Below are 15,427 nucleotides of genomic sequence, written 5' to 3'. Positions count from 1 at the left end.
AGCGAAAAAAAGCCTCGGGAGACCGAGGCATTTTTTTTAACTCCACTTATCCAGTTGTTTGAATCTCTTCACGATATCTTCAGTCAGATCATCGTACTCGTCCTCTTTATGGGCTAGCATATACAAAGAATGCTTCCATAAACCTGCTTTAGGTCCAATAACGGTGATCAGGCCTAATTTTATTTCTTCCATCACGTACGGCACGGGTAAGAAGCCGCAGCCTGCACCGTCCACGATGGCACGTCCAACCACAGACATGATGTCTGATTCAAAAGAGATTTTTTTTCGAATCTTGATTTCCTCAACATATAAATCAGTCTCATGGCGAAGTTTCATTTTGTAAGTTGGAATGACCAAGCCACCGGGGAATGCTGCAAGAAAGTCCGACACGCTGGTGTTCCTGGAAACACGCATCTTTAGTTCCTTCAATAGCTGAGTCGAAACCATCAGGTTGACGGGGGCGGCGATAGAGGCAAGCTCGACGACGTCCTCTGAATACATGGGTTTATTGGTCAGCATCAGATCTGCTTCCTGCGAGCGAAGAAGCTGCAGAATATCTTCGTCGGGAGCTGATGTGATGGAAACGATTTTCTGGTTCTTGCCTTTATTCGAGCGAATAACGGGTGAAAGAATATCAGCGATAAAGGGACGCTCCACTTGCTCTGAAATTCCCACGTGAAGGCGTTCGCTCATTTTCTCTCCTGGAGTTTTCAATGAGTCTTCAAACTGCTTGGCGATATCGAACATTTTCTTGGTGTAAGAATAAGCACGCTCTCCGTCGGGTGTGAGTTGCAGGACGCGACCTTTTTTTTCAAAGAGTTTTGTATCTAAATTGCTCTCTAGAATTTTCAGTTGGGAAGACAGACTAGGCTGGGAAATCCGCAAATACTTTGCTGCATTTGAGACACCGCCAATTTTTGCGGTGATGTGGAAATAATATAAATGATTAAAATTAAACATAAAAATACCACCCGGTTTGAGAGTGAAAAACTGGCTCCAGTTTGGCACCCGGACCACGACTACGGTCGCCCAACTGTCCGATAGCACTAGGGTTTCCCTATGGGCCCAGACTAAACCTATAACTTTAACTTATGTATGTCATTTGAATTATATATTTAAATAATCCTTTGCCATCAACGATAATGAAAGAACAAGGAGGTAGATATGCAAACAGACATCTACTACAGAGACATCACTCGTACTGAAAACCTAGAAGCTTACTTACTTGAAAAAGTGGAGGCTTCAATCCAGGACTTCTTCAAATACGACAGTGCTGCTCACCTCACTGTGCGGATCGAAACGGATCGACATCGCACGCAGGCTCGTAAACCTAGTTACACTTGCGAGGTGATTTTGAAACCCACTCATAGTAAGGGGATCATTAAAATCTCCAAATCTGACGAGAGTTTTAAAAAAGCAGTGATGAAAACGGTAGATTCATTGAAATCTGTTTTGCGTCGCCGCTCTTCGAAAAAAGCCATGCATCGTAGACACGATCCAATGCTGAACTATTTCCCGACGTGGGAAGAAGCAGAGATGATGGCAGAAAACCAGGCTGGGTAGGTTTCCCCAGCTTGGATGATGGGAATGAATAATTATAAGTAAGTAAAGAAGTTGATTCAGTTTAACCGAACGATCAGAAAGGAGTCGGCCCATGGGTACTCAAAAGATCAATCCAATTGATACCGATCTCAGACGAAAAATCTGTGAAAGATTGAAATGGGATAAGAGAGTGAGTCCTGCGGACTTCGATGTGATCGTGCGAGGGTGTGCCGTGATTGTCACAGGCAGTTGCGACACCTCATTTAAAAAAATGGCAGCCCTGGAACTCGTCTCCAATATTGAGGGAGTGTGGTCGATTGAAGATCGCATTGTGGTTCCATCTGACTATTATCGCTCCGATGAAGAGCTAAAGATGTTAATCGAACAGTCTTTAGAGGACTTCGTAAAGATCGGGGGAGAACGAATTGACGTCTTCGTTGAAGACGGGATCGTGACCCTTGAAGGCGAAGTGTTCAGACCTCGATTAAAAGCTTTAGCAGTCGGATCGGCATGGGAGCTCTCCGGTGTGGTCGATGTGTTTAATAATATATTGATCATAGAACCACCCCGCCGAGCTCCTTCTTTTGTAAACGAAAACCGGGACCTGATGAACGGACCCGGCCCTTCCTATTAAAGGAGGTAAATTGATGGTGATAGATAGTTAAATCATGCGGTCCTTTTCCCAAAAATATCCCTCCATGAATAAAGGCGCCCCAACCAGGGCGCCTTCCTTTTGCCAAAAGGCGCCTGCCAAAAGGCGCCTGCCAAAAGGCGCCTGCCGGTTTTTTGATACACACCGCGAAACTGTTGCGGTTCTGCGATGCAATCCTGAGTGGTACGGCGTACATTTTTTGAGTATGAAAAAAGTTTTGATTCTAAATGGCAGCCCATCTGGTGATAAAGGTAATTGTGCAGCATTCATTTCCAAAATTCGGAAACTGGATCGGACGTTGGATTACGAGGTCGTTCACCTTGCGCAAAAACCGGCTGGCGCCTTTTCGCCAAATTCTCTTAAAAAGAGGATTGCTGGGTGTGATTCTGTGATTTTTGTGACGGGCACTTATTGGGATTCCTGGGGGAGTCCGCTGCAGAGGCTGCTTGAGGAAATGACCGATATGGAGGCCACACCGGCCATTATGGGGAAACCCTGTGCGGTAATGGTGCTGATGCATTCAGTGGGCGGGAAGTCCGTGCTGTCACGTCTGCAGGGCGTTTTAAGCACGATGGGTTTCCTGATCCCGCCAATGAGTGGCATGGTTTATTCTTTGGTGTCTGACATAGCATTGAAATCCAAAACCACTCACGCCAAGGACTTTTGGCAAATTGAAGATGCTGAACTTATTCTTGAAAATCTAAAAACCGCGATGGCCTTAAAAGTCGAGTGGACCACTTGGCCCGTCGACAAGAAAGACCCTCGCCGTAAATGGTTTAAATAGCTCGATAGCTATTGAGGTTCGCCGCCGGGTATTCCGGTTCCTTTGATATTCATGGTGACACTGTCTTCGTTGGCTAAAACTTTGACTGTGCCGTTGGATTCACCTTGTTGAGATGGCACGAAGTACAGTGTGAAAGTGCACGAGTAACCTGCCTCCAAAAATCCCAGACAGTCTGTATCTGCCCAATAGTCACCACCACTCATGGTGATTTGGCTGATATAGATTGATTTGTCTGCAGGAGCGTAAAGTTCCCAGGACGTCGAGCTGCCACTGCCCACCGCCACCTCGCCAAAGTCGTAATCAATGACGATGTCTTCAGAAACTTGAATCGGAGTCTGAGCAAATGTTTGAGGGGGAGCTGCAAAAGATGCCCACGAAAATGCGCTAACCAGCAATATTGCTAAAAGGTTTTTCATAGAAACCTCCTTACGGTTGCCTTAATTGTGAAACAACTGTGGGGAGCGACAAGTACGGATCTGTTGTATGAAAGGAAAGTAACTGCGGGCGAGGCCTTGGATAGCCGCTGTGCTGTCATTTGAAACAAAAAAAGGGAGCCAGGAGCTCCCTTTTTGGACTAAGCAGTCATCGCTTTCGTCAGGTCTTGAACTTTTTTGGAAGCGTAACATTGAGATACGTAATCCCAGTTAACTTGGGACCAGAAAGTCTCAAGGTATTTCAAACGAAGGTTGCGGTAATCAACGTAGTAAGCGTGCTCCCAAACGTCAGCAACCATGATTGGAGCCGGGCCGTTGTTCGTGAATGGAACTGCGGCGTTAGAAGTAGATACCAGGCTTAGTTTGCCTGAAGCATCTGTGCACAACCAGATCCAGCCAGAACCGAAAGTTTTCATACCACCGTCAACGAACTTAGCTTTTAGTTCGTCCATGGAACCGAAATCACGTTTGATTGCAGTTTCAAGATCAGCAGAAGCTTTGCCGCCTTTGCCTACTGGAGCCATGTTGAACCAATAGAATGTGTGGTTCCAAGCTTGAGCGGAGTTATTGAAGTTACCACCAGAAGAAGAAAGAACGATCTCTTCAAGGGATTTACCTTTCAAAGAAGAGTCTGTCTCCATCGCCTTATTCAAGTTGTCGATATAAGCTTTGTGGTGCTTGTCATAGTGATATGTCATTTGTTCTTCGTTGAACAAAGGAGCCAAATCTGTTTTAGCGTACGGAAGTGTTGGAAGTTTAAACATAAACATCTCCTATTAAGCTTCAACCAGTGTGTCGAAGCGAGTTTCTCGATAGTCTCCGACCGGGTCGGAGGAATCCTTAATGAAACTATATTGAAAATGAGGAGAGGTCTACGATTTAGAGAGCTTCAGGACCCCGCCCAATAAGACGGAGTCCCCAAGACAATTGATGATCTTAGTTTTGGCCCAACATTGTTTTAACAAACGTCGGCAAAGAGAACGCTGCGGAGTGCAAATCCTCATTGTAGTATTTCAAGCCTTTTGCTTTAGCAAATTGGCGCGCTTGGTCTTTGTTGAAATCGGTCGCTGGGTGAGTGGAACCCTTCACGCCCATTTGCAAGCTCCACATGCCTGACGGGTAAGTCGTAGCGTGGAAAAGCATGGTGTGAACATTAGTGGTACCGAAAATGCCTTTTAGGCACTTATTAAGTTCAACAAAAGTGCCTTCATGGAACATAGGAGATTCACCTTGAGTGATCACCATGCCGCCATCTTTAAGCGCTTTTTTGCAGTTATCATAGAATTCTGCGGTGAAAAGACCCTCTGCAGGTCCTACTGGGTCCGAACCGTCCACGATGATCACATCGTAAGTGCCCGGAGCCGCATCTTTTACGAATTGGATACCGTCACCGATAATAAGATTCAATTTCGGGTTGCCGAACTCAGAAGCGATTTGTGGGAGGTGAAGCTTGGAAGCACGAACCACCGCTTCATCGATTTCCACCATCGTTACTTTATCAACGTCGTATTTGAATAACTCGCGAATCGTTCCGCCGTCACCGCCACCGATGACCAGGACGTTTTTAGCTTTCCCGTGGGATTGCATCACCGGGTGAGTGATCATTTCATGATAATGAAACTCATCACGCTCGGAACACATCACCATGTTGTTGATCGCCAGGAATTTACCATGTGAGTAAGATTCCAAAACGCGAACGCGTTGGAACGGATTGGTTTCGTCAAATAACACATCGCCCGTGTAGCGCAATGACAAAGCCTGGTTTTCATCCTTATCGGTGAACCAAACATTGCGTTCGATTTGCACGCCTTTGGACAAATCAAAAGTCGGCTTTTCGCGAATTGTTTTTGGTTTAAAGTCTGTTTTTTGGATCACGTGCAAAGAACCGCGATTCATTTCGATCGCCGAGTAATTTGCCTGGAATGCTTTTTTCAGGTGTTCAAAAGAAACCCAAGGGTCCACAGTCTCACCGCATGTGAAAAGATCCACGGCTGCGTATCTGTATTCCGGCCAAGTATGGATAGCCAAATGGCTTTCCTGAATAACAACCACACCGCTGACTCCCCACGGGGAAAAGTGGTGGAATGTCGAGTTGATCACAGTAGCCCCTGCGATCTGTGCCGCCTCAATCATACTTCTTTCGATGATAGAAACGTCGTTTAACACCTCAGCGTTACACCCGCTGAACTCAACCAAAATATGGCGACCTAAAGCATTCAATTCCGTGCCCTCCAAATGTTATAAATTTGTGCATTCTTCTAATGGGGGTAATAGGTCCTTTTACCCCCGGGGGCAAGGCTTTTTTGACCACAAAACGAAACACAAAAATATGCGCTAGTACGTCGAAGCTTTAAGCGATGAAGGAGATCTCGAAGCAAACATGAATTTTCTTGTCGTGAAAATCCTGTGGGATACTTTCTTCTGTAATGTCGCGAACCTTGTAGCGGGCTTTAATTGCAGGTGACAGGTTGAACTTGCGCTTATTATTCGAGAAATACAGAACTCCGCCGGGTTCCAGCATACTCATGCAGGATTCGACCAAAAACTCCTGATCGCGCTCGACTTCGAAGCTGTCCTGCATTTTCTTGGAGTTAGAGAATGTCGGCGGATCCAGAAAAATGATGTCAAAAGCCGGCTTGCCTTTATTTTGCGCCAGCCACTCCAGAACATTGGCATTGATGAAGCTATGTTCAGAAGCTGGGATTTTATTCAGTTCAAAGTTCTCCTGGGCCCATCCCAAATAGGTTTGGGACATGTCCACAGATGTGGTGCGGGCACCGGCAAGGGCTGCAAAAACGCTGACGGATCCGGTATAGCAGAACAGGTTCAAAAACTTTTTGTCTTTAGCCGTTTTAAAAATCTTCTGGCGCATCGGGCGGTGATCCAAAAACAAACCGGTATCCAAGTAGTCATACAGATTTACTTTGAACTGAGCTTGCGACTCCTTAATCGAGAAAGTCTGTTCTTTCTGATCAAGTTTCTCATACTGCTTCAAGCCTTCCTGGCGTTCGCGCTTTTTCACGATGATTTTTGATTCTTCAGCCTTAAACAAAGCCTGCAAAGCCTCGACAACATGGGGAAGGTGGTTCTTGTCCTTGTCGCGGTCATCGCCCTTATCGTAAATCAAAAAATGCTCGCCATAGATGTCCACGATGAATGGATATTCAGGGATGTCACGATCGTACAAGCGATAAGCTTCGATACCGGCGCGCTCAGCCCATGATTTCAGTTTCTTGTAGTTCTTTTCCAGGCGGTTTTTGATCATTTGCATACAGCCCTTTTAGACAAATTTAGGCTGATATGGTACCAATTCTTAAATGAGCGATGAAAAAAGAGCCCGGCACCTAGCATTTTTACTCTCCCGCGAGGGGCACGACGTCGCCATTGTGGAGCATAAAGGAAGGGTGTTCTTTTCCCACTACCGCCAAAATCTGATGGCGCCGTCCTCTGCTGTGGTAAAGCTGCTGCAAGGACTTTTTGACCGACACATCGATCATAGTTTCTTTATACTTCGCCAGCGAATTTATACTACCGCACCAATTACAGAAATGTGCCGGGGCATGGTGAAGGTCGTCGCTAAAAGAATAACTGATTTGATCCTGCCGGAAGCGGATCCAGATTTTTCTGAAACCCTGGAATTTCACGAAATTGATAGCAGCGAAAGGACCCTCAGCTCTGTGAATCAGTTGAGTCAGCAAAATCAGATTTCGCTAGTGGATTTGTGCGCAACTCTTCCGGGAAATACACTAAATACAGATGCCAAGCGCCTTGAGTCGGCATTTAAGTTGTCACAAATAGTTCCGCGCGGAAAAGTGCTTCATGATTTTGACCGGGGGATCGCAGCCATTTTGATTTCCGCACAAGGGGAGATCCTGTCTTTCGGGATAAACTCCAACTCAAAAAACAAAACTCTGCATGCAGAAGTAAATATGGTGCAAAGATACTTTCGGGAAACAGGGAGGAAGCTTCCCGCGGGCTCGGTTGTTTATAGCACTCATAAACCCTGCAAGATGTGCGCGGGTATGATTTATAACTGGAGTGAGTCCACGGAGCAGCTAAAAGTCATTTACGGAATTGAAGAGTCCGGTGGAATGTCGAACCATACAGTTCTGGATCAATTCGGAATCAACCAACGGCTGATTCTGCCGGAGAAAAGCAGGAGTTGATCGCTTTCATAAGCGTGTCCTTGCGAATCGGCTTGGATAAATGCATATCGCATCCAGCGCTTAGACTTCGTTCGATATCCTCGGCAAATGCATTCGCGGTGCACGCGAAAATTCGGGCGGCCCGGCGGCCTTGTTCGCGCTCAATTTCACGAATGCGCATGGTCGCTTCGTGTCCATCCATGCCTGGCATTTGAACGTCCATGAAGATCACATCAAAATCGTTTTTTTCCACCAATGTGACAGCGTCTGAGCCGCTTTCCGCATAAGTAATATTGTGAATCGTCTTTTGCAGATAAATTCCCAAGAGATTGCGATTGTCATCCACATCATCAACCACCAATACGCGCAGACGTTCTTCCTGGATGATGTGCTGCAGATCATTCAGGTGATAACGACCCTGCAGGGGATTGTGCATGCTGGTTTTTCTTTCGGTGGTCGATGGCATCGAGGCGGTGAAATAGAAAGTGCTGCCAATATTCGGTTCGCTCTCAAGCCAGATAGCTCCGCCCATCAAAGTGACGATTTTTTGGGAAATCGAAAGACCCAACCCGGTGCCGCCATAACGTCTTGTTGTGGTTGGATCTGCTTGAGTAAAGGGACGGAAAATATCTTTGAACTTCTGTTTTGAAACGCCGATTCCTGTATCAGAAACACTAAATAAAATATTTCCGGTACGAGGAGTGTCATTCGGAGAGATCGTCAGAGTGATCGTGCCTTGGTGAGTGAACTTGATGGCGTTGTTAAGCAGATTGATCAACACCTGGCGCAGGCGGTCCGAGTCTCCAATGTAGAAAGACTGAACTTCGGGATGAACGACAACCTTTAGTGAAAGGCCTTTTTCCTTTGCCCGGAACTCCAGAATTGAAAGTATATCCTCGATAATTTTTTGCAGACCGAAAGGCAGCATGTGCAATACGATTTCGCCGGCCTCCACCTTGGAAAGATCCAGAACGTCATTGATGATGGTCATCAATTGATAGTTTGCTCTTTGCAGGATTTCGACAAAGGAGGATTGCTGACCATCCAAGGGAGTTTCTGCCAGTGTGTCTGTGATGCCGATAATTGAATTTAAAGGAGTGCGGATTTCGTGGCTCATGTTTGCCAGAAACACTGACTTTGCATAAGTGGCCGCACGGGCCTTGGCAGCTGTGGACAATAGCTCCTGATTCTTTCGTTCAAGGTTCTCGGCCAGTTGTCTTTTTTCCGTAATATCAAAGGCCATGCTCAGGATTTTGATCACTTCACCTGTATCATTTTTAACCGGAGTATACGAACAATGAACCCAGATTTCCTTACCGGACTTCGCAAGTCGTTTAAACTCGCCCACTTGCGGATTTCCGGTGCGCAGTGTGTCCCAGAGTTCATTGTATTCGGATTCGTGAAGTTCAAAGTCAGGCAGAAAGATAGAGTGCGGGCGCTGGTGAATTTCGTCCATTTCGTAGCCCACTAAATTCAAAAAATTGCGGTTTGCCCAAAGAACTTTTCCTTCGGGATCAAACTCAATCAATGCATGTGAATTTACGAGAGCTTCGTATGCCGACTTGTTCATGTGATAAGTCTATCTGTAGAATTGCATTTAAATAAAATTACAAAAGCGCCTGGGAATTAAAGTTTTGTAATTACGAACGCATTAAATTTTTTGCGCTGCGAAGTCGACAAGTTTTCCTTGATCTGCAGAGTAAGTTACTTGAATTGGGCGACAGCAGACTTCACAGTCTTCCACATAGGTTTGACGTCCCGGCTCTGAAATGTCCACCAGCATTGAAATGCTTTTGTGGCAGTAAGGGCATTTAAAATAATGCTCTATTTGTTCATTCTCAAAGCTTTCAAATTCCGGGCTGGTCATAAATTCCTCCATGATTATTTGGTCGTTGTGTGGCGGCGTTGACTCCGATGAGGTAATTCCAATTTCCCCAATTGCTGGAAGGATCGTAGTCGATAAGCATTTCTTCAAAATGTCGGGCACCCCAACGCCAATCCAGGTTCAGAGTTTCAGTCAGATACTTTGCGACATCCAGGCGGCAACGATAGGGAAGGAATCCGGTGTCGTTCAGTTCCTTCATATATCCGTCAATTGCGTCTTTACCAGTGGCACCACTTTTCCAACTTTTAAAAAGTTCCTGTTGAAGCCGATCATCCACCAGAGGTTGGTGCGAGGGGTTTGTGTCCGCTTGAAACAGAAATGGTCCTAACTTCAGCGAATAGTATTTAAAGAAATCCCGTCGCAGCAGATCCAAAACCATCCACTGGGTAGATGTGTTGGCGCCTCGTTCTCTTTCGTAATTTTTGACTTCCCAATAAACCACCCGTGGGGAAAGACTTCCGTTAGATAGCCACGGGGAAAATTTGGAGCTGTCATCGAACTGCAGTATCTCAGAGGATGTTTCCTTGAAATTGCGAAGCAGGTCCTTGTCCCAGATGAATTCTCTCAATCGGGTCAGTGCTTGCAGTTCGCCGCCCGTGAAGCGCGACGCAACTTGAAACATGCGCATCTCCCGATTCAGATCCAACTCGAATTCGTCAGACGAAATCGGTTCTGGCCAGGATAATGGAATTGGCAGGATGAGGTCCGGCTGCAAATCCTTCAGCGAAACTTGATACTCGGCCATATTCGATGGGAGTTCGTGCAGGGGGAATGGCAGCGCGTTTTTTTTAATCAGTGTTCTTTGATCGAAGGATTGAACTTTATCAATCACGATGCGTGAGGTGACCTGGTTCTCCTCCCGGGTTTCTTCAGGCGTGTGTTCTCTGGTGAATACCAGTGTGTTGATTCGATATTTGTGAATTAGAACCGGCATCACTTCTTCAGGGTGAGCATAGGTGATGATCAGGTCGTGGCCCAGAAGTGCGAGCTCTCTTTCCAGGCTGGCCAGGGATTCCAGTAAAAACTTGCGGCGGAATTTTCCGGCACGACTGAAATTTAAGGGATATGAATAGACGAATAAAGCATCCTGGGCATTGTTGCAAAGCCAGGTCAGTGCTTCGTTGTCATGGATTCGGAGATCGTTGCGGAACCAATAAAGAGCCCTCATAACTGACAGTATATGAGGGCCTATTTAGACGACGAACTTGATTCGTCAGAGAATGCTATTTTGCAGGAGCAGTTTCAGCTGTAGCTGGAGTTTCAAACATGGACATTGCAAAGTAAGATTTGCGGTGAGTAGACCAGTTGTTTGGTCTGACAGATGCCACACGCCAGAAGTAGTGTTTACCAGCTTCAAGTTTGGAAACGTCGAATGTGGTAGCTTTTACGTGTTGATCGTCTGCCACCAACCATTTGAAGTTCGCATCAGTTGCAACTTGCACGTGGTATTCTTGAGCGTCTTTAGCTTCTTTCCATTTCAATTGAACAGTTTCACCTTTGATAGCGGCGAAGTATTCCGGGCTCGTCAATTCTGGTTTAGCAGGGATGATTTGATCGTCTTTGTTCACTTCTTTTGGTGGGAACAAAAGATTCATTTTCTCTTTAAGCTCTTCTTTAGTGTGGTGAGTAGGGCCGCCGCCTTCTGCCAACGCAGGAGCAGTTAAAGCCAAAGTCACAGCAAACGCGATAAGAGATGCAAAGATCTTCATATAAAATTCCTTTTTAAGTAAGTCAGATGAAAGTAAAATAAATATGGGTCGATGAAAACCCTCTTGCGTAATTTGCTGGAGGGTGTTAAAAAACCCTTCGGTTTTGCGGATGATCGCTCTGATAATGCTAACATATTGATATCAGGGAGGAAAGTCCGGACTCCAAATGGCAGCGCAAGGGGTAACGCCCCTCTACAGTAATGTAAGGAACAGTGGAACAGAGAGAATGTCCGGGGCATTGAGCCTGACACCGGGAACGGGAGGGTCAGGGGAGCCGCCGGAGTGAAAACAGCCAAACTCTGCGCGGAGCAAGATCAAATAGGGTGGCATTAGTAGGACGGCCAGTCCGTAGCCACCGGGTAAGATCGCTTGAGGGTGACAGTAATGTCACTCCTAGAGGAATGATCATCTACTTTCGCCGGGACAATCATGGGACCAGGCGAGATGGACAGAATCCGGCTTAAAGCAAAACCGAAATCCCACCTTCCTTTTTGGTGCCAGGTCCTACTTACGGACGCACCGCTTCTGAAAGGGCTCATCAAAGCCCCGCGAAAAGTAGCTTCTTCTTTGCACCGCTGGAACGCATGCCAAGATCTAAAGCTATTCTACAATCTGTCTTTCCGTACAATATAAGCGCGCGATGTATTAACCGTGATTGGTTCAATCTTCCCATGGAAGAAGTCTGGGATATCTTCTGCGAAGAGCTCACGCATGCATCTAAAGAACACAATCTCGTTATTCACAGTTTTGTTTTAATGAGTAATCACTTTCATCTTGTTGCATCCACACCAGATGCAAACATCAGTAAATGTATGCAACAGTTTATGTTTCGAGTGAGTCGTCGATTGACTAAGGCTGGAAATCGAATCAACGAGACATTTGCCGGGCGCCATTACAAAACGATCTTGCAAACACATTGTTACTATTTAAATGCATATAAATATAATTACAGAAATCCAGTTGCGGCAGGCATATGTGAGAAAGTAGAGGACTACCCGTTCAGCTCGCTCCATATGAAACTTAATCGATTGCCGGCGAAATTTCCGTTGTGTGAAGACGGCACGCTTAATTCTGACAAGCAGGGAACGTTGAGGTGGCTTAATACGTGCCCGGATCCCGTTAAACTGGAAGGTTATAGATGGGGAGTTAAGCGTCAGTACTTCAAATCAAAAAAGCATCGGAATTCAAATTTACCGATGCTCCCGGAGAATGACTTGCTGTGATAAGAACTAGGACCTGGCACCTTTTAGGAGCTGGCGCTTGAGTAGTTTTTTAGGGCGAATTTCCAGAACTTATTGGTTCCGTAAATTAGAATGGCCGAAAGCATGATGGCCCAGATAAATAAGCCATAAGACGCTGGTTCCAGGAGCGCTTTGGCTGGCAAACTTGCGATGACTCCCACAGGAAGTGCAGTCAGCAAAGTCCACTTAAGCCAAGGTACATAGATGGAATCGGGGCGCATGCCCAAACGGTAGATTTGATACCAGATGAATTGCAGATTCTCAGAGCGGGCAAAGATAACAGCTGTTGCTGCCATTGCAAAACGCATGGAATACAAAGCGATCAGTCCGCATGGAATCAGAATTATCAGCCAGAATAAACGCAGCCATTGAAAGTCAGGCATTTGAATCATGGCGTAAATGAACCAGGCGCTGGCTATCACCAGATTACCAATGGCTGGAGTCGAAGCTTTTTGCAGACTGATCATAAACTGGGAGTTTGCAGGTTTTGCCAGAAGCAAATCCAGATCACCTTTGCGAACTTTCTCAGAGAACTGATCCAGATTCTCGGATAGAATAATCATATAAAGGGCATCTACCACAAACACGACACCCAGGAAAACCCGCATCTGTGCGTGGTTCCAGGCGCCGATCATCGGCGTGTGCATGAAGAGCACTTCAAAAGTCATGATCTGAGCGATATACCAGAAAATATCGGTCACGATACGGGTCAAGAAGTTCACGCGGTACTCAAGGTCCGCGATAAAGCTTGCGCGGAACATGGAGATATAAAGAAGCCAGTATTTCTTTAAGACTGCCATCTTAGGCCCCTGTTCCTGTGTAGGCGTTAAGTCCGCGCTTCCAAATAACAGCGCCGACAATATTTACCACGACGATCCCGATGGTGACTGAAATAAATGATTGGTATACGGAGCCAATCTCAAGTCGTCCTGTCAGATATCCCACGGGCACATAAACTCCCGAGCTGAATGGCAACGCAATCATGATGGATCTTAAAGGCTCAGGCATCAGATCCAGTGGAAATAGCTCGCCCGTCATTAGCCACAAAGCCAGATTCTTCGCCCCTGTAAATGAATACACTTTGTTCAAGTGAAACGCGCACGCAGCAACAACAAAGCTGATGGAGTGAACCAGAATCAGATAATAAAATTCCAAAGCAAAAGACATTGGCAAGCGTTCAAACTTTGTCGGCAGAGAGAAAGCCAGCACCGCAATCACCGGAATGACCATGGAAACCAATGTGGTGATGAACTTATATCCCATTAGTTGAGAGAAATAGTATTCATAATAACTCATGGGACGGGTCAGGATTGCATTGATGCTGCCGGAATCAATCTCCTGAATCATGCGGAACTCATACATCCAGCTAGTGCAGATGCGGGCGAAGAAAGCCCCCCATAGAGCATAGGACAAATAATATTCGCGAGTGAAGCCGGCAATTTCGGCAGTGGCAGCTCCACGGAAAACTGCAATCCACAACAGGATTTCGATTCCTGTGGTCAGCGTCGGCTGTAAAACAGCGTCGACGAAATAATTCAGCCTGTACTCGAGATTGGAAACAATCGCGAGCTTAGCGAACGCGAGATTCCGTTTCCAAAAAACGGCGAATGACTTCTTCAAAATCGACCTCTTGGTTTTCAGCTAGTTCTTTATTGGAGTTCGCAACGAACTCGTCCACTGTACCCTGGTATACGATATTGCCTTTGCTGATTAATAATAATTTGTCAGCAAGCTGGGCGATGTCGTCCATGTAGTGGCTGGTCAGAATAATCGTCGGAGCTTTCTCTTTTACGTATTGATCCAGGAATTCGCGAATGGTTTCCTGAGCAACGATATCCAACCCAATAGTCGGCTCATCCAGAAATAAAATCTGCGGTTCGTGCAAAAGCGCGCCAATGATTTCCATTTTCATACGTTCGCCCAAAGACAAGCGGCGAAGCTGTGTGTTCAGTACGTGAGTGCATTGAAGCATGTCTGCCAGATGCGCCACACGTTTGCGGGCGGCTGCAGGATCCAAATCATAAATGCGCGCAAGTAAGGCATAGGAATCAGCCGGGGAGATGTCCCACCACAACTGATTTTTTTGACCAAGCAGAATAGATATCTGGCGAAGGAATTCGTTTTTTCTTTCCCATGGTCTGAAACCTAAAACCTGGGCGTCGCCACCAGTTGGAGTCACCAGACCTGAAAGCATTTTCAACAAAGTGGTTTTGCCGGCGCCATTGGCTCCAACCAATCCCACGATTTGTCCTGATTCGATTGTCAGTGAAGTTTTATCAAGAGCGGTTTTTTCCTGATACTGTCGATTGAAAAAGCCCTTGATTGAATTCGTAAATCCTTCGGGCTTTTGGTAGCTCTTGTAGATGCGTGTGAGGTCTTTGGTTTCTATTGCGATCGCCATGCGGCGATCATAGACTAGTTTGTTCCCAAAGAGAAGTCGGCAGAGAAATCAGCTTGGCGTTCTTCGTCAGTGAAAAAGGTCTGAAAATCAGGGGAAACGTAACTTTCCTCGCTAATTCGCCCTTCCTGACAGCCTTTCAGGGAGTCTCTTTTTCCGTTAAACGCACAATTCGAGGTATTCCATGCTTTTTCGGAGTAGCGAATCTTATAACCAACCAAACGGTCTTTTTTGAAGTACGCCACAACTGAATCCATGCGAGTGCGACCAGCTGCATAGTAATCACCCCCAAGAATTGTGTCGCTCCAGATTTGTGCCTGATAGCTTGTCACTGTGCGAAGTGCTTCTGCAGAGTTTTGTTCCAATCTGTTTACGCGGGGAGTTTGGCTGTAAACGACGGCAGCAGAGTATGGGGCGCGGCAGGCTGTCTGATTGCAAGCTGCCGTGAAGTGCGCAGCTTCATCGTAGAATTTGTCGCCATTTGGGCCCATGTGATCGGCAAATGCTGGCGTTGCTGAAAGTACTAGAACAGCCGCTAGAATTGATTTTGAAAACATAGGTCACCTCGCTTTGATCAAACCATAGGACCAAACGAGGAAAACTTTTAATACATAGACATTAAGTTAATATGCAAATT

Annotated in this window: 18 protein-coding genes and 1 other RNA gene; 6 read left to right on the top strand and 13 right to left on the bottom strand. The window is 46.1% G+C overall.

What is annotated here, in order from left to right; all coding sequences use genetic code 11:
• Window positions 1-36: 36 nt before the first annotated feature.
• A complete protein-coding gene (locus ACLVWR_RS05075; protein WP_413582806.1) occupies window positions 37-960 on the bottom strand; it encodes a LysR family transcriptional regulator in 924 nt (307 codons plus the stop codon).
• Between the two features lie 204 nt (window positions 961-1,164).
• On the opposite strand from ACLVWR_RS05075, the gene ACLVWR_RS05070 reads away from it, so the two are divergent.
• The 3 genes from ACLVWR_RS05070 (at window position 1,165) to ACLVWR_RS05060 (ending at window position 2,978) form a co-directional block, all read left to right on the top strand.
• Complete coding sequence (locus ACLVWR_RS05070; protein WP_413582805.1) at window positions 1,165-1,563, top strand: HPF/RaiA family ribosome-associated protein; 399 nt, start codon at window positions 1,165-1,167, stop codon at window positions 1,561-1,563.
• 91 nt (window positions 1,564-1,654) lie between these two features.
• Window positions 1,655-2,176 (top strand): BON domain-containing protein, encoded by a 522-nt coding sequence (locus tag ACLVWR_RS05065; RefSeq protein ID WP_413582804.1) that lies wholly within the window; start codon window positions 1,655-1,657, stop codon window positions 2,174-2,176.
• 223 nt (window positions 2,177-2,399) lie between these two features.
• Entirely contained in the window at window positions 2,400-2,978 is a 579-nt protein-coding gene (locus ACLVWR_RS05060; protein WP_413582803.1) for a flavodoxin family protein, read from the top strand.
• A gap of 8 nt (window positions 2,979-2,986) precedes the next feature.
• Here the strand turns inward: ACLVWR_RS05060 and ACLVWR_RS05055 are convergent, their stop codons facing one another.
• The 4 genes from ACLVWR_RS05055 to ACLVWR_RS05040 form a co-directional block, all read right to left on the bottom strand.
• Window positions 2,987-3,394: a hypothetical protein gene (locus ACLVWR_RS05055; protein WP_413582802.1), complete on the bottom strand. Its 408-nt coding sequence runs from the start codon at window positions 3,392-3,394 to the stop codon at window positions 2,987-2,989.
• 158 nt (window positions 3,395-3,552) lie between these two features.
• The gene (locus tag ACLVWR_RS05050; protein WP_413582801.1) at window positions 3,553-4,176 is read right to left on the bottom strand and encodes a superoxide dismutase; all 624 of its coding nucleotides are present in this window, start codon (window positions 4,174-4,176) and stop codon (window positions 3,553-3,555) included.
• A 172-nt stretch (window positions 4,177-4,348) separates the two neighbouring features.
• Window positions 4,349-5,632, bottom strand: coding sequence for a polyamine aminopropyltransferase (speE, locus tag ACLVWR_RS05045; protein WP_413582800.1), 1,284 nt, complete (start codon window positions 5,630-5,632; stop codon window positions 4,349-4,351).
• A gap of 130 nt (window positions 5,633-5,762) precedes the next feature.
• On the bottom strand, window positions 5,763-6,683 hold the full coding sequence (locus ACLVWR_RS05040) for a class I SAM-dependent methyltransferase (protein WP_413582799.1): 921 nt from the start codon (window positions 6,681-6,683) through the stop codon (window positions 5,763-5,765).
• A gap of 115 nt (window positions 6,684-6,798) precedes the next feature.
• On the opposite strand from ACLVWR_RS05040, the gene ACLVWR_RS05035 reads away from it, so the two are divergent.
• Window positions 6,799-7,578, top strand: a complete 780-nt coding sequence (locus tag ACLVWR_RS05035; RefSeq protein WP_413582798.1) for a Bd3614 family nucleic acid deaminase — start codon at window positions 6,799-6,801, stop codon at window positions 7,576-7,578.
• Here the strand turns inward: ACLVWR_RS05035 and ACLVWR_RS05030 are convergent.
• The 4 genes from ACLVWR_RS05030 to ACLVWR_RS05015 all read right to left on the bottom strand — a co-directional run bounded on the left by ACLVWR_RS05030 (window position 7,538) and on the right by ACLVWR_RS05015 (window position 11,151).
• Complete coding sequence (locus tag ACLVWR_RS05030; protein WP_413582797.1) at window positions 7,538-9,127, bottom strand: ATP-binding protein; 1,590 nt, start codon at window positions 9,125-9,127, stop codon at window positions 7,538-7,540. The genes ACLVWR_RS05035 and ACLVWR_RS05030 overlap by 41 nt on opposite strands.
• 81 nt (window positions 9,128-9,208) lie before the next feature.
• Window positions 9,209-9,424, bottom strand: a complete 216-nt coding sequence (locus tag ACLVWR_RS05025) for a CPXCG motif-containing cysteine-rich protein (protein WP_413582796.1) — start codon at window positions 9,422-9,424, stop codon at window positions 9,209-9,211.
• The gene (locus tag ACLVWR_RS05020; protein ID WP_413582795.1) at window positions 9,405-10,610 is read right to left on the bottom strand and encodes a DASH family cryptochrome; all 1,206 of its coding nucleotides are present in this window, start codon (window positions 10,608-10,610) and stop codon (window positions 9,405-9,407) included. Before ACLVWR_RS05020 ends, ACLVWR_RS05025 begins: the two co-directional genes overlap by 20 nt.
• A gap of 55 nt (window positions 10,611-10,665) precedes the next feature.
• The gene (locus ACLVWR_RS05015) at window positions 10,666-11,151 is read right to left on the bottom strand and encodes a fibronectin type III domain-containing protein (RefSeq protein WP_413582794.1); all 486 of its coding nucleotides are present in this window, start codon (window positions 11,149-11,151) and stop codon (window positions 10,666-10,668) included.
• Window positions 11,152-11,248: 97 nt separating this feature from the next.
• Between ACLVWR_RS05015 and rnpB the strand changes: the two genes are divergently transcribed.
• An RNA gene (rnpB, locus tag ACLVWR_RS05010) (RNase P RNA component class A) lies at window positions 11,249-11,630 on the top strand.
• Between the two features lie 105 nt (window positions 11,631-11,735).
• A complete protein-coding gene (locus tag ACLVWR_RS05005; protein ID WP_413582793.1) occupies window positions 11,736-12,374 on the top strand; it encodes a transposase in 639 nt (212 codons plus the stop codon).
• 23 nt (window positions 12,375-12,397) lie between these two features.
• Here ACLVWR_RS05005 and ACLVWR_RS05000 read toward each other — a convergent pair whose 3' ends face one another.
• The 4 genes from ACLVWR_RS05000 to ACLVWR_RS04985 are packed head-to-tail and all read right to left on the bottom strand — an operon-like array spanning window position 12,398 to window position 15,347.
• A complete protein-coding gene (locus tag ACLVWR_RS05000; protein WP_413582792.1) occupies window positions 12,398-13,192 on the bottom strand; it encodes an ABC transporter permease in 795 nt (264 codons plus the stop codon).
• Window position 13,193: 1 nt separating this feature from the next.
• On the bottom strand, window positions 13,194-14,012 hold the full coding sequence (locus ACLVWR_RS04995) for an ABC transporter permease (RefSeq protein ID WP_413582791.1): 819 nt from the start codon (window positions 14,010-14,012) through the stop codon (window positions 13,194-13,196).
• Window positions 13,963-14,793: an ABC transporter ATP-binding protein gene (locus ACLVWR_RS04990; protein WP_413582790.1), complete on the bottom strand. Its 831-nt coding sequence runs from the start codon at window positions 14,791-14,793 to the stop codon at window positions 13,963-13,965. Before ACLVWR_RS04990 ends, ACLVWR_RS04995 begins: the two co-directional genes overlap by 50 nt.
• Window positions 14,794-14,807: 14 nt before the next feature.
• Complete coding sequence (locus ACLVWR_RS04985; RefSeq protein ID WP_413582789.1) at window positions 14,808-15,347, bottom strand: hypothetical protein; 540 nt, start codon at window positions 15,345-15,347, stop codon at window positions 14,808-14,810.
• Window positions 15,348-15,427: the final 80 nt, after the last annotated feature.

This window comes from Bdellovibrio sp. HCB288, from assembly GCF_047305935.1.
GTDB lineage: Bacteria > Bdellovibrionota > Bdellovibrionia > Bdellovibrionales > Bdellovibrionaceae > Bdellovibrio.
The sequence above is the reverse complement of the archived record's forward strand: the minus strand, read 5'-3'. Positions and strand labels throughout refer to the sequence as shown.